Source organism: Hansschlegelia beijingensis, assembly GCF_045505405.1.
In the GTDB taxonomy this organism is placed as follows: domain Bacteria; phylum Pseudomonadota; class Alphaproteobacteria; order Rhizobiales; family Methylopilaceae; genus Methylopila; species Methylopila beijingensis_A.
This window is the reverse complement of the sequence record NZ_JBJKEX010000059.1, coordinates 1-13350: the sequence shown is the minus strand read 5'-3', so window position 1 is coordinate 13350 and position 13350 is coordinate 1. Positions and strand designations below refer to the sequence as shown.

The window sequence follows — 13350 nt, the reverse complement described above, 5'->3', positions numbered from 1 at the left end:
GCTCAAGACGCGCGAACTGCTCGTCCGTCAGCCAGAAGCAGTCCGATCCCATCGGCGTTCTCCCTCGAGGACGCCTCTGAATCACGCTTCACTCGATCTGCAAACCCCTTAATGGGTCCGGGCCCTAATGCTCGACGATCCCCCGGAGCAGGACGACGAAGCCGGTCGCGGCGACGGTGACCAGCGAGATCGCCCGATAGCGGGCTCCGTCGATGCGCATGAAGGCGATCTTTCCGAGCCATTGCCCGAGGAAGAGTCCGGGCGCGTAGAGCGCGGCCAGCGTGATGGTCTCGAACGTCACGACGCCGCTTGCGAGGCCGAACGCGAATGTCGCGCAGCCGAGCGTGAAGAAGACGAGCGACAACGTCGCGCGGCAGCGCCCGGCGGACCAGTTGGTCGCAAGCAGCAGGACGATGACGGGCGGGCCGGCCATGGCGACCGCGCCCATGAGAAAACCGCTCATCGCGCCGGTCCCGAGCAACTCGTGCGCCCGCGGCCCGCGTCCAAGCCGCAAGCCGAGCGACAGGAGGATGGTCGACAGGATGACGACGGCTCCGACGACGAGCCGCATGGTTTCAGCGGGAAGCATGGAGACCAGCCAGAGCCCCGGCAGGATCGCCGGCAGGCCGGCGAGGCAGGCCAGCAGCGCCGCGCGCGCGTCCGTCTCGCGCCAGTCGGTGGCGACCGTCTGCAGCCCGGCCGGAATTTGCAGCGTCACGATGATCGGGGCCGCCAGCGCCGGCGGGAGCACCAAGGCGAGCAGAGGCGTCGCGGCGATCGCGAAGCCGAAGCCGGTGAGCCCGCGCAGAAAGGAGGCGATCGCGATGAAGACGCCGCCCGCCGCCGCCAACTCCCAGGGAATGGTCACTCCGAGGAGACGGTCATGGGCGCGCCGCGCGGAGCCTCGGTGCGGCGGGTCTCACGCCACGGCCAGGACAAGCTTGCCGCGGGTCTGACGCGCCTCCAGCATCCTGTGCGCCTCGGCGGCGTCCTTGAGCGGCAGCGCCTGCTGGATGACTGGATCGAGCCGCCCCGCCTCGACCGCCGCGAACAGGTCGCTGGCCCGCCCGCGGATCTCGCCAGCGTCCGCCATATAGTCGGCGAGGTGCGGGCGGGTGAAGAACACCGACCCGGCCTCGGCGAGCTCGATCGGTTCGATCGAGGGCACGACGCCTGAACTCGCCCCGAACAGGATGCAGAGCCCGCGCCGTCGAACGGAGCGGATGGATTTGTGGATCGTGTCCTTGCCCACGGAGTCATAGGCGACATGGACGCCCGCGCCAGCGGTGATCTCCCGGACGCGCGCGGCGAAATCCTCCTCGCGATAGAGGATCGTGTGGTCCGCGCCGCGCGCCCTCGCGATGGCGGCCTTTTCGGGACTGCCGACCGTAGCGATCACGGTCGCGCCCCGCAGTTTCGCGAGCTGGATCAGGATCTGTCCGACGCCGCCCGCGCCGGCATGGACAAGGCAGGCGTCTCCCGGCTGCAGCGGGTAGGCGGAGTGCGTGAGGTAATGGGCCGTCGAGCCCTGCAGCATCAGCGCGGCCGCCTGCTCGAAACTGACGGCGTCGGGAACCGGGACCAGCCGCCACGCCGGAACCACGGCGTATTCGGCGTAGGATCCGCGCGACAGGCAGTAGGCGACGCGGGCGCCGGGGCTCCAGTTGTCGACGCCCTCGCCGACCGCCTCGACGAGCCCCGCGCCCTCCATCCCGATCGTCATCGGCAGCGGCGTCTTGTAGGTGTCGGAGCGGGCGTAGACCCCGCTGCGCATATATACGTCGATGAAGTTGACGCCGGCGCAGGCGAGCCGGACCAGAACCTCGCCGGGTCCGGGCGAAGGCATGTCGGCGTCGGTCAGGCCGAGCGCGTCGGCGCCGCCGAAGGCCGCGATCTGGATGGCTTTCATTTAAGGCTCCTCACGGCCGCGTCCCGATCAGCCACCTTCCGCCCTCCTGCCTTAGCTGAAAGATCTCGAGCGGCAGCTCCGCGACGCCGAGCGGCTCGCCGGTCGTGACGTCCCATTGCCAGAAGTGCACCGGGCAGGTGAGCACCGAGCCGTCGAGCATGCCCTCGGCGAGCGGCGCGTCCTGGTGCGGACAGTCGGCGCAGGAGGCGTGCAGGCCATCCTCGGTGCGCATGACGAGCACGAGCTTGCCGCTCGCGAGGCTGACCTCGCGGCGATCCCCGACCTCGAGGTCGGCGACATCGTCGAGCGGCTCCCAGACGAGATCATCCGAAGCGGTCAAACCGGATCTCCGCTGGGCTCACCTTGGCCTCCATCACGAGCATTCGCATCGTCGCGTCGACCATCGGCGGAGGCCCGGCGACGAAGACGATCGGCCGCTCCGCCGCAATCGCGGAAAGGTCGGCGCGAACGACTTCGTGCGCGAGGCCCTGCGCGGCCTCGAGGTCGGAAAAGTCGGCCGCGAAACCAGGTCCGGGAGGCTCGTCGGAGAAGGCGACCGTCACGCGCAGGCCGCCCTGCGACCTGCGGACCACGTCGGCCAGCTCATCGAGCAGGAAGGCGCCCTCCGGTTTTCTCAGGCCGAACACCAGTCGGCTCGGACGCCGGCCGAAATGGCCGCCGGCGAGAGCGGCCTCGACGATCGACAGCATGCCCGCGATCCCCGATCCGCCGGCGATGGCGAGGAACGGGCGATCGTCATCGGGCCGAAGCGTCGCGCGGCCGAGCGGACCGAAGACGTTCACCTCGCATCCGTCGAGAGCGCTGGAGAACAGCAGCGGCGTCAGGCCGCCGGGCTCGCTCAACCGCGCCAGAAAATCGAGGCGCGGATTTGATGAGGGGGCGCTGGTCATGGAATAGGCGCGCGGCCCCTCGACGCCCGGCGCCGAAATCAGCGCGAACTGCCCCGGCACGTGCCGGAGCGGCGCGTCGAGTTCGACCGAGAACGTTCCGATCTCGCGGGTGAGATGGCGGAACCCGGAAATTCGGCCGACGCGGACGCCGCTCGCCGGCTCGCCCGCTTCGCGAAACGCCGTGGGCAGCTTGAGCGCGAGCGTCTCGCTCGCCACCGCGCTCTGGCACATCAGGATCTCGCCGGGACGACGGCAGACCCTGCGGCCTGGCGCGGCGCTCCAGAGGCTCCGGACCTCGCCCTCGGTCACCGTCGCCTTGCACCCGCCGCACGTTCCGGTCGCGCACTCGTAAGGCAGTCCGAGGCCGGCCGAGAGGCCGGCATGCAGCAGGCGCTCGCCGGGGCGTGCGGCGAAGGAGGCGCACGCCCCTGCCCGATCCTCGACGCGGACCGCGATCATGTGACGACGACGACCTGATCGCCGTCCACCTCGACCTCGTAGAGCCGCAGCCGCAGGGCAAGGCCCTCGGAGTCAGGCGTAGTCGGCAGGCCATCGCGAAGCGAGAACTCGAAGCCGTGCCAGGGGCAGCGCAGGATCTCCCCCTCGCAGCCATAGGTCAGCTCGTTCGGCCTGTCCGAACCGGTGGTGCCTGAAACGCAGCCATGGCGCAGCGCCGCGCCCTGATGCGGGCAGCGCCCGCCGACCGCGCGGATCTCTCCTGACGGCAGCCGGGACAACACAATGGGCGAGCGGCCGATCTTGACCTCGGTGAGAGCGCCGATGGCGACCTCGTCGACCTTGCAGACCGAATGACGCGCCACGCCGCTACTCCGCCGCCGCTTCGAGGGGCCGCTCGGACTTCGGCGCGTCGCTGACGCCATAGAACTCCGCGCCGTTCCTCCAGAGGATCTTTTCGCGCGTCGTCTCGGGGAGCGCGCGCGGGATCGCGGCGTTCGGATCGTCGAAGTCGAAATGCGGATAGTCGGTCGAGAACACCAGCACGTCGTCGGTGCCCATCAGGTCGATCAGCTTCATCCACTGGTCGCCGGTGATGTCCTCGGTCGGCTGGGTCGAGAGCCGCAGCCGCTCGCGGCAATGCTGGCTCGGCAGCTTCTTGATCCACGGCACTTCGATCCGGCCCTGCCGGTATTCGCGGTCGAGCCTCCACATGACATGCGGCAGCCAGCTGAAGCCGCCCTCGAGCACCATGAAGCGCAGGTTCGGATAGGCGTCGAATACGCCGTTGCAGATGAGGCTGATGATCTGCGGCATCATCGCGAGCGGCAGCAGAGCATGCCGCTCCATGTAGTGCAGGCCCATGCCGTAGGGCCCCTGCGCGAACGTCGTGTGATGGAACGCGACCATCAGGTGGTTGCGGTTCGCCGCCTCGAAGATCGGTCGGTATTGGGGATGGCCGTAGGCGATGTCGTCGACGACCGGCAGCAGCACCTGGCGGACCTGCGGACAGGCCGCCATGCGGTCGATCTCTCGGCCAGCGGCCTCCGGGTCGCGCGCGTTGATCTGGACCGACCCGATGAAGCGCTTGTCCTTCGCGAGCCAATGCTCCGCGACGTAGTCGTTGTAAGCGGCGGCGAGCGCGGTCGCGAGGCCATACTGCAGCTTGAGGCCGGTCGGATAGAAATAGCCGGTCAGGACGGCGTGGCTGAGGTCATAGGGGTCGAGCAGCTGGTCGCGCATCTGGCCGTAGTCCGAGACCGAGGCGGAGCCGTCCTTGCTGCGCACGTCGGCCCGGTTGCCGAGCCCCGGCGAGGTGTAAGCGAAGGGCTGGCTGAAGCCCCGCCACGCGCCGCTCGCGATCCAGCCGCGATAGGGCTCGGGCAGGTAGGGCACCAGATCCTTGATGCTCCCGAAGCTCTCGTGAACGTCGGCGTCGAGCACTCTCATGACGCTCCCTCCCATTGCACGTGGATCGCAGCCCGCAGCTTGCAGCCATAGTATCGGCATAAAACGGAACTTCAAGTTCCATTTTTCGGAAAATAAGGCTCGCAAACGACCGTCGCGCGTATGCGGAGCCAGCGCCGCCAACCGGCCCCGGAACAAGACTTCAGGTGATGATCCGTGGCAGTGTCAGGTCGCGTTGAGCGGCTTCGCCTTGGCGCGCGAGAAACGCCCGAACAGATTGCGCATCATCGGGAAGGCCAGCGACAGCAAAGCGAGCGCCATCAACGAGCCGCTCAGCGGCTGCTTGAAGAAGATCGTCCAGTCACCGTGGAAGGTAATCATGCTGCGCGTAAAGGAGTCCTCGGCCATCGGCCCGAGCACGGCGCCGAGCACCATGGGGGCGATCGGGATCTTGTAGCGGTCCAGCACCCAGGCGAGCACCCCGAAGACGACGACGATCCAGACGTCCGAAAGGCTGTTGCGATCCGCGAAGGCGCCGATGAGGGTCAGCATCACGATGATCGCCGCGAGCACGCCGGTCGGGATCAGCAGGGCGCGCACGACCAGCGGGATCCAGAGGAAGCCGAGCAGGCACATGCCGATCACAGAGACGAACATCGACGCCATGATCGTGTAGACGACGAGCGTGGTCGCCTCGCTCTGGAACAGGAACGGGCCAGGCTGCACGCCCTTCAACAGGAACGCGGCGAGGATCACCGCGGTGGCGCCGCTGCCCGGCAGGCCGAGCGTCATCAGCGGCACCATGTGGCCGGCGACCGAGGCGGTCGATGCGATCTGCGGCGCGACGATGCCCTCCGGGATGCCGGTGCCGAGCTTGTCGCCGCGTTTGCCGTACTGCTTCTCGACGCCGTAGGCGACGAAGGACGAGATGGTCGCGCCGGCGCCCGGGATCAGGCCAAGCAGCGTGCCGAGGCCGGTGCTGCGAACGAAGGTGGCGCGCAGGTTCCAGAGCTCGGCCCGGGTCGGAAATTTGGTGGTGAAGCTGTCCTGCTTCGGGATCGCCTTCAGCGATGAGCTGTGGCTGAGCTTGGAGAGGATCTCGCCATAGCCGTACATGCCGACGAGCACCATCACGTAGGGAACGCCGTTCATCAGCTCGGTGAAGCCGAAGGTGAAGCGCTCCGAGCCATAGGTGGCGTCGATGCCGACGGTCGACACCAGCAGGCCGAGGCACAGGCTGATGAGGGCGTTCGGCAGCGAATTGCCGGCGAGCGCGACGACTGTCGTCAGACCGAAGAATACGGCGGCGAAGTATTCCGGCGCGCCGAAGCTGAGCGCCAGGTTCTTCAGCGGCGCGGCGAGGCCGATCATCACGATGGTCGAAACCAGGCCGCCGGTCAGCGCCGCGACCAGCGCCCAGCCGAGCGCCTTGGCGGCTTCGCCGCGCTTGGTCATGCCCCAGCCGTCCCAGAGCAGCGGCACGTCCATCGGCTCGCCGGGAATACGGTAGAGGATCGCGGTGAAGCAGCCGGCATAGGTGCCGGACATGTAGATGGCAGTCAGCAGGATGATCGCAGGGCCGAGCTCCATCGAATAGGTGAAGGGCAGCGCCAACACGACGCCCATCACGAGGCCCAGCCCCGGCAGGATCGAGACCAGCATCCCGAACATCAGGCCGATGAAGAGCGCGATTAGTTCCTGGCTCTGGAAGAGTTCCGCGAAGCCGCGGCCGAGCAGGGTCAAGGTATCCATAGCTTAGGCTCCCTCGCTCAGACGCCGAGCAGCTTCATCACCGCGAAGGACACCCACGAGAACGGCGAGATTCCCGTCGGCAACGCGACATAGATCAGCTTCATGAAAAAGAACGCGAAGAAGGCGGTGATGCCTAAGGAGAGGACCGCGACTGTCCCCGGCCGCCGCGTGCCGCCGAGCCACATCAGGCCGGCGACGTAGAACAGCGTGCCGATGACGAAGCCGACGATGCCGAGCGTGAGGAGGTAGACGACCGTGATCGCGATCGCGGCGAACACGGTGCGCGGCGGCCCGGCCTCGTCTTCCTCCTCCCACCCCTCGACCTCGGAGGCGGGCTGCTCGACGGCGGGGCTCGCCAGAAGCTTCCGCCCGATCTCGAACAGGCAGACGCTGATCATCACGATGATGATCAGCTTCGGCCATTGGTCCGGGCCGATCTGGCCCGGAAACTTCGTGTAGGCGATGCGGTCCGCGACCGCATAGAGCGAGACCCCTACGATCAGGATGATCACGTAGGCCGCAAGCTGCCGGAGCCTCGTCGCCATGGGCATAGGCCGGTCCTTCGCCAGTCTTCAGAGCGGGCTTACTGGGCGGCTTGCTGCTTCGGCATCAGCGCAGTGAACTCGGAGAGCCACCCCTTGATAAAGGGCAGAGCCTCGTCGAATGCGACATAGCTGTCCGGCTGGGCGTATTGCTGGGCGAGATAGGCCTTGTATTCGGCGCTCTGCGCCACCTTGCTCAGCACCTCGGAGAGCTTCTTGACGATCGCGGGGTCTGTGTCGGCGCGGACCACGACCATACGGAACTGCGACAGCTTCACGTCGATGCCGAGCTTGCCGGAATACGGCGTGTCCTCGAAGCCCGCGGCCGGCTTGTCGCTGAAGAACAGGATTGGCTTGATCTGCTTTCCGTCGAGAAAGCTGCGGACGTCGCCGGCCTGCTCGTAGACGATGTCGCTCTGCCCGCCGATGACCGAGGCGTAACGCAGGCCGGGTTCGGCGAAGGGGATGCCCTGCAGCCTGGCGCCCTGCTTGCCGAGCAGCTTGATGCTGAGATCGTCCGGGCTGTTGTAGCCGGTGATCGCGACCCTCAGCTCCTTGTCGCCCTTGGTGATGTCTTCGAACGACTTGATCGGGCCGGTCGCGTTCACGAACAGGCCCGAACGCTGCTGGATCAGCACAGCGACGGGGATGAACTGCTCGATCTTGAAGCGCGAATTCGGCTGCGCCAGCGTCGCGAACGTATCCGCGGTCATGATCTCGAGCGTGTAGCCGTCCGACGGCGAGGTCAGCAGCTTCTGGTGGCCCGTCTGCCCGGTCGCGCCCGGCATGTTGACGACCGGCACCGAGACCTTGAGCTCGGGCTCCATCAGCTTGCTCGCCATGCGGGCGACCTGATCGGCGCCGCCGCCCGGCCCCCAGGGGACGATGAAGGTGATCGGTCGGGACGGATATGCGTCGGCGAACGACGGAGAGGGGGCAAGGAACCACGCAGCCGCAACCGATGCGGCGAGCGCCAGAAGACGGCCCGGCATGACGTTCTCCCAAGTTCAAGCCAGGATTTCAGCGCCTTGAATCGGCGCTTTCCCGGTCGTGTTTCAGTGTCGGCCACCCGCTTGAGGAGCCTGCCGACCGAGAGAGCTTGACACAGCAGAAAGGGCGCATCTACAAAAAAATGAAACCTTTCGTACCGAAAAAGGTGAGTTGTGACCGACGCCGTCAGCCCGATCGAATTGCGAGCGCATCTGCTGCGTCTTCCGCTCACCACGCCTTACCGCCTGGTTTTCGGCGACCTGCACTGGTTCGACGTCATCCTTCTCGGAGTGCGTGACGCCGATGGGGTCTACGGCTGGGGCGAGGCGACGATCCTGCCCGGCTATACCGACGAGACCGTCGAAGGCGGGTGGGCGCTGGCGCGTGAGGCTGTCGAGACCGTCCGCACCGTCGGAGCGGCGCGCGACTTCGGCAGGGCGGCGCTGCCACGCTCGCCCTTCGCGGCGACCGCTCTGCTCACGGCGCTGGACTGGCTCGGACGAAACCCGATCCTGGACCGGTCCGGCCGGGTGGAGCTGCTCGGGACGGTCAACGGGAAGGCCGAGGACGCTGCGGCGCTCGAGGCCGAGGTCGAGGCGCTGATCGGGCGCGGCTACCGCACCCTCAAGGTCAAGGTTGGCTGGGACGTCCCGAAGGATCTCGCTCAGGTCTCCGCGGTGAGGTCGATCGCCGCCGGCCGCGCCAGCCTGCGGATCGACGCCAATCAGGGTTATTCGGTCGATCAGGCGGTCGCGTTCCTCAGCCGGCTTGACCCGACCGGCGTGGAACTCGTCGAGCAGCCGTGCGCCGCCGGCGACTGGGCCGCCGCGGCGGCCGCCAAGCGCGCGTCGGCGGCGCCCATGATGCTCGACGAGTCGATCTACGGTCTGGAGGACATCGACCGCGCCGCCGAACTCGGCTGCGCCGACTACATAAAACTGAAGCTCATGAAGCTCGGCGACCTCGACAAGCTCGAGACCGGGCTGCGGATGATCGTCGACCGCGGCATGAAGCCCGTGCTTGGCAACGGGGTCGCCTCAGACCTCGGCTGCTGGATGGAGGCCTGCTGCGCGCTCGGCGGCGCCCGCTCGGCCGGCGAGATGAACGGCTTCCTCAAGACCCGGACCCGCGTCCTCAGTCCGGCGCTCGCTGTCGAGGGCGCCGACATCGTCCTGTCGGGTGAAGCCCCGGTCATCGACGAGGCGGTCCTCCAAGCCTGTGAGGTCGCGACCGCCAGCGGCTGGCGGGATGGAGGTGCGCCCCGGAGGCCCGCCGCCGCGGTGTGGTCCGCCGGCGCCGCGTCGTGATATCGCACGCGGCTATGGAAGGGCATGCGGCGCCTTTCACGGATCTCGAGGAGCGTCGGGACATGACGAGCGATGCGGACGGGGAACGCGGCGGCACCGCGATCCAGAAAGCCTTCCGCCTCATGCACGCGCTGTTCTCGGCGCCGACGCCGCCCCAGCTCACGGAGCTCGCGGAGCAGCTCGACATGCCGAAACCCTCGGTCCACAGGCTGCTGAACCAGCTTGAGGAGGTCGGCGCCGTTCAGCGCGACCTCGCAGGCAGAGGCTATACGGTCGGCCCGACCGGGGTGCGGCTCGGCGTCGAGGCGCTGTCGGCGCGCATGCGGCAGCCGCAGGTTCGCGCCATCATGCGCCGCCTCGTCGACCAGATCGGGGAGTCCTGCAACCTCTCGATCCTCCACGACGACGAGGTGCTCTATCTCGAGCGCGTGGAATGCGACTGGCCGCTGCGCATGCAGCTCTCGGCCGGCTCGCGCGTGCCCGTCCACGCCACGGCGTCCGGCAAGCTGTTCATCGCCCAGCTCACCCCGCGCCAGCGTCGCAAGATGCTCGAGGGGCTGCGGCTCGAGAAGTTCACCGCGAACACGATCACCGAGCCCGAGGCGATCGAGGCCGAATGCGCGGCGATCCGCGCGTGCGGCTACTCGATCAATCGGGAGGAATACCACCTTGGGCTTATCGGCGTCTCGACGCCGATCTTCGGCAAGACGGGCGCGGTGGTCGCGACCGTGTCGATCCATGCCCCCGTGTTCCGCATGTCCGCCGACGCCGCGCTCGGCCACCTGCCCCTTCTCCAGCAGGCGGCTGAAGACATCGCGGAGGAGGCCGGACTTCGGGACTGACGCCGACCGCCCCTCGAGCGAGGCGGCTCACAAAACAAGAAGAAGGCAGGAGGGTCGTCATGAGGCTTGAAGGCAAGGTCGCTGTGGTCACCGGCGGCGCGAGCGGCATCGGCAGGGCGATGAGCGTCGCCTTCGCGGCGGAGGGCGCGCGCGTCGTCGTGGCCGACCGCGACGCGTCCAAGGGAAGCGCCGTGGCCGAGGAGATCGGCGGCCTTTTCGTTCATGTCGACGTCACCAGTTCGAAATCCGCCGACGCCATGGCCGAACAGGTTTTTGGTAAGTTCGGTCGCATCGACATCCTGGCGAACAATGTCGGCGTCCGGGTGGTGAAGCCCTTCCTCGAACACACCGACGCCGACTGGGACGTCATGATCTCGACCAATCTCACCGGTCCGTTCCTGTGCTCCCGCGCGGTGGTCCCGTTCATGCAGACGGCCGGCTTCGGACGCATCATCAACACCGCGTCGATCGCGAGCTTCGTCGGGCGACCGGACCGCGTCGCCTATGTGGCGGCGAAGGCGGGGCTGCTCGGCATGACCCGCGCGATGGCGATCGACCTCGGACGCATGGGCATCACGGTCAACGCGCTTGCGCCCGGCTCGATCAATTCGCCGATGAACGCCGAGCACGCGACCGACGAGGAGCATGACTGGGGCAAGGAGACCCCCGTCGGTCGGTGGGGCACAGCCGAGGACGTCGCCAACGCCGCCGTGTTCCTCGCCCTCGACGAGTCGAGCTACATCACCGGCGCCGAGATCAAGGTCGACGGAGGCTGGGTTTCGACCAAAGCTCGCGCCGGAGAACTTAGAGACTAGTCTTCCGCGCCTTCAGTCGGCCGGGATCTTCTTGAAGCCAGACGTTGCTCAGGATCCGTTGGGTCAGAAGCCGACGCGCTGGATCTTGGCGTCGCGCGGGCCCGGATTCGCGGGCTCGAACCACCGCAATGCGCCAGCCGCCTTGTCCTAAAGAAGCAGCGACTTTTTAACTCCGTACGTCCGCGTGCAAAGCACACCGATCGGGAGAATGCCCACCATCAGAGAGCCAAACCGGCGGGTGCTCGGCGCGGACCGTAAACAGCTCTCGCGCTGGAGCAGTGCGCCTCTCGCGGATCTCTGGCGAGCCCAAGCGGCGTGGGGAAACGTCCGCGGTCGCAGGCTGGCGGAGGGAGGGGGATTCGAACCCCCGATACGGTTGCCCGTATACACACTTTCCAGGCGTGCGCCTTCAACCACTCGGCCACCCCTCCGTGGGGCGGGAGTTAGCAAGGCGGCGTCCGCCTGACAAGCGGCGCGAGGATGGCGGCGCGCTTCGTCCAGGTCCGGATTGCCGGCGGCCCGCTAAAAATCCATCTTCGGCCGGGTCGGCGGCGACGCCGGCGCAGCCTCAACCACGGAAGGCCGTTCATGATCCGCTTCCTTCTCCGTCTGCTCGGCTTCCTCATCCTCGCCGGCGCCTTCGTCGCGCTGGTGATCGACGGCGCCCGTTCGATCGCGGCCGGCGCGATCAGCTTCACGCCGCTGCAGGCGACCTGGAGCGCCGCCTTCCCGTCCGGGATCGAGAAGACCCGCCAGTTCTTCGACGAGACGCTGCGCGCCGTCTGGGTCTTCGACGCCGTCGCCGCCCAGCCGACCTTCGCCGTGCTGGGCGTTCTGGGAATCCTTCTGATGCTGCTCGGGCGCAGGCGCAGGCGGCTCGTCGGAGTGGCGCCCTGAGCCTCGGCCGACCAGCGGAAGGCCGGCCCGCTTGCCCGCGCGCGAGGGACATGCGATGCCGCGCGCCTCTCACGAGGGAAGCGAGATGATCGAAAGACTTATCGAACGGGGCCTGTTCGCCAGCCGGTGGCTGATGGCGCCGTTCTACATCGGGCTGGTGGGCGGCCTGGTCATCCTGCTCATCAAGTTCGGGCAGGAGTTGCTGCATTTCGCGGAAGGCGTGTTCTCCGCGACGGAGAGCGAGGTCATCCTCGGCGTCCTGTCGCTGATCGATCTCTCGCTGACCGCCAATCTCGTGCTGCTGGTGATCTTCTCCGGCTATGAGAACTTCGTGTCCCGGATGGACCTTCACGACCAATCCGAGCGGCCGGAGTGGATGGGGAAGATCGACTTCTCCGGCCTGAAGCTGAAGCTGATCGCCTCGATCGTCGCGATCTCGGCCATTCAGCTGCTCAAGGCGTTCATGGACCTCGATTCGGCGACGGACCGGGATCTGTGGTGGATGGCCGGCATCCATGTGGTCTTTGTCGGTTCCGGCGTCTTCCTCGCGCTTTCGGACTGGCTGAGCGACCACGCCCACCTGATCGAGGCGCGGATTGCCGCGCTGCACGGCAAGGGCGACAAGGGCGAGCCGACCGCCGACGCCCACGCCCCGGATCACGGCGGCAAGCCGCGCTAACCGCGGCCGCCGCTGTTGGCCTCACCGCCCGGCTTCGTCTATGAAGTGCCCCCCGAAGCCGGGCGGCCACGACCGTCTCGGCTGCACCGACGGCCGACATCTCATGAACGACGCGTTCTCAGATCCGCTCGCCGAAATCCGGCGTGAGATCGACCGGATCGACGAAGCCATGCACCTGCTCCTGATGGAGCGCGGCGCGGTGATCGATCGTCTGGTCGAGATCAAACGCACCTCCGAGACCGGCTCGGCGTTTCGACCGGCGCGCGAGGCCGACATGATGCGTCGCCTTGCGGCGCGGCATCAGGGCCGGCTTCCGCTGGCCACCGCCGAACATCTCTGGCGCACCATCATCGCGACCTTCACGCATGTGCAGGCGCCCTTCACCCTGCATGTCGAACAGGGGGCGCGGGCGCTCGAGATGCATGATCTCGCGCGCTTCCACGTCGGCTTCGACGTGCCTCTGGAGGGTCATGGCACCGCCGGCCGGGTGGTGGAGGCCGTTCGCGGCTCCACGGGCGACCTTGGGCTCGTGCGGATCGATCCCGCGCCTGCGGCCGCCTGGTGGGAGGGGCTTGGGGGCGACGGCCCCCATGTCATGGCCCGCCTGCCATTCTTCCCGGGGCCGCAGCGACCCGCGCCGCTCGACGCCTTCGTGATCGCCCGCCCGCTCGGCCAAGCCGCCGCCGCGGAGGTGACCGTCTGGTCCACGACCGACGACGGCGAGGAAGAGCTCGGAAATGGGGCCGAGATCATCGCGACCGTCACGCGCAACGGCCAGCGCAGCCGGCTGGTCGCTGTTTCCGGCGACGCGCCGCCGGCCCCGGATGCGCGGCCGGAAACAGC

At 67.7% G+C, this 13350-nt stretch carries 15 protein-coding genes and 1 tRNA gene; 6 read left to right on the top strand and 10 right to left on the bottom strand.

The features are described from left to right. Positions 1 to 124: 124 nt before the first annotated feature. The 9 genes from ACIKT0_RS06095 to ACIKT0_RS06055 all read right to left on the bottom strand — a co-directional run bounded on the left by ACIKT0_RS06095 (position 125) and on the right by ACIKT0_RS06055 (position 7969). The gene (locus ACIKT0_RS06095) at positions 125 to 868 is read right to left on the bottom strand and encodes a TSUP family transporter (RefSeq protein WP_407104481.1); all 744 of its coding nucleotides are present in this window, start codon (positions 866 to 868) and stop codon (positions 125 to 127) included. A 51-nt stretch (positions 869 to 919) separates the two neighbouring features. Then, positions 920 to 1909: a quinone oxidoreductase family protein gene (locus tag ACIKT0_RS06090; RefSeq protein WP_407104480.1), complete on the bottom strand. Its 990-nt coding sequence runs from the start codon at positions 1907 to 1909 to the stop codon at positions 920 to 922. A 10-nt stretch (positions 1910 to 1919) separates the two neighbouring features. Next, complete coding sequence (locus ACIKT0_RS06085) at positions 1920 to 2249, bottom strand: Rieske 2Fe-2S domain-containing protein (protein ID WP_407104479.1); 330 nt, start codon at positions 2247 to 2249, stop codon at positions 1920 to 1922. Continuing rightward, complete coding sequence (locus tag ACIKT0_RS06080; protein WP_407104477.1) at positions 2233 to 3279, bottom strand: 2Fe-2S iron-sulfur cluster-binding protein; 1047 nt, start codon at positions 3277 to 3279, stop codon at positions 2233 to 2235. The genes ACIKT0_RS06085 and ACIKT0_RS06080 overlap by 17 nt, the downstream gene beginning before the upstream one ends. Then, positions 3276 to 3641 carry a Rieske (2Fe-2S) protein gene (locus tag ACIKT0_RS06075; protein WP_407104476.1) on the bottom strand — a complete coding sequence of 122 codons (366 nt, stop codon included), beginning with the start codon at positions 3639 to 3641 and terminating at the stop codon, positions 3276 to 3278. The genes ACIKT0_RS06080 and ACIKT0_RS06075 overlap by 4 nt, the downstream gene beginning before the upstream one ends. Positions 3642 to 3645: 4 nt before the next feature. Further along, on the bottom strand, positions 3646 to 4725 hold the full coding sequence (locus ACIKT0_RS06070; RefSeq protein ID WP_407104475.1) for an amidohydrolase family protein: 1080 nt from the start codon (positions 4723 to 4725) through the stop codon (positions 3646 to 3648). 183 nt (positions 4726 to 4908) lie between these two features. Next, entirely contained in the window at positions 4909 to 6435 is a 1527-nt protein-coding gene (locus ACIKT0_RS06065; RefSeq protein WP_407104474.1) for a tripartite tricarboxylate transporter permease, read from the bottom strand. A gap of 17 nt (positions 6436 to 6452) precedes the next feature. Beyond that, positions 6453 to 6980 carry a tripartite tricarboxylate transporter TctB family protein gene (locus ACIKT0_RS06060; protein ID WP_407104473.1) on the bottom strand — a complete coding sequence of 176 codons (528 nt, stop codon included), beginning with the start codon at positions 6978 to 6980 and terminating at the stop codon, positions 6453 to 6455. Positions 6981 to 7018: 38 nt separating this feature from the next. Further along, positions 7019 to 7969 (bottom strand): Bug family tripartite tricarboxylate transporter substrate binding protein, encoded by a 951-nt coding sequence (locus ACIKT0_RS06055; RefSeq protein ID WP_407104472.1) that lies wholly within the window; start codon positions 7967 to 7969, stop codon positions 7019 to 7021. Between the two features lie 171 nt (positions 7970 to 8140). Between ACIKT0_RS06055 and ACIKT0_RS06050 the strand changes: the two genes are divergently transcribed. The 3 genes from ACIKT0_RS06050 to ACIKT0_RS06040 all read left to right on the top strand — a co-directional run bounded on the left by ACIKT0_RS06050 (position 8141) and on the right by ACIKT0_RS06040 (position 10931). Beyond that, positions 8141 to 9274 (top strand): mandelate racemase/muconate lactonizing enzyme family protein, encoded by a 1134-nt coding sequence (locus ACIKT0_RS06050; RefSeq protein ID WP_407104471.1) that lies wholly within the window; start codon positions 8141 to 8143, stop codon positions 9272 to 9274. Positions 9275 to 9375: 101 nt separating this feature from the next. Further along, on the top strand, positions 9376 to 10116 hold the full coding sequence (locus tag ACIKT0_RS06045; RefSeq protein WP_407104482.1) for an IclR family transcriptional regulator: 741 nt from the start codon (positions 9376 to 9378) through the stop codon (positions 10114 to 10116). Between the two features lie 59 nt (positions 10117 to 10175). Next, positions 10176 to 10931 carry an SDR family NAD(P)-dependent oxidoreductase gene (locus ACIKT0_RS06040; RefSeq protein ID WP_407104470.1) on the top strand — a complete coding sequence of 252 codons (756 nt, stop codon included), beginning with the start codon at positions 10176 to 10178 and terminating at the stop codon, positions 10929 to 10931. A gap of 341 nt (positions 10932 to 11272) precedes the next feature. Here ACIKT0_RS06040 and ACIKT0_RS06035 read toward each other — a convergent pair. Continuing rightward, positions 11273 to 11362 (bottom strand) — tRNA-Ser (locus tag ACIKT0_RS06035). Between the two features lie 157 nt (positions 11363 to 11519). Here ACIKT0_RS06035 and ACIKT0_RS06030 point away from each other — a divergent pair. The 3 genes from ACIKT0_RS06030 to ACIKT0_RS06020 form a co-directional block, all read left to right on the top strand. Beyond that, entirely contained in the window at positions 11520 to 11828 is a 309-nt protein-coding gene (locus ACIKT0_RS06030) for a hypothetical protein (protein ID WP_407104468.1), read from the top strand. 85 nt (positions 11829 to 11913) lie between these two features. Beyond that, on the top strand, positions 11914 to 12507 hold the full coding sequence (locus ACIKT0_RS06025) for a TIGR00645 family protein (RefSeq protein ID WP_407104467.1): 594 nt from the start codon (positions 11914 to 11916) through the stop codon (positions 12505 to 12507). A 103-nt stretch (positions 12508 to 12610) separates the two neighbouring features. After that, the coding region (locus tag ACIKT0_RS06020) for a chorismate mutase (protein ID WP_407104466.1) at positions 12611 to 13350 on the top strand (740 nt) is incomplete at its 3' end.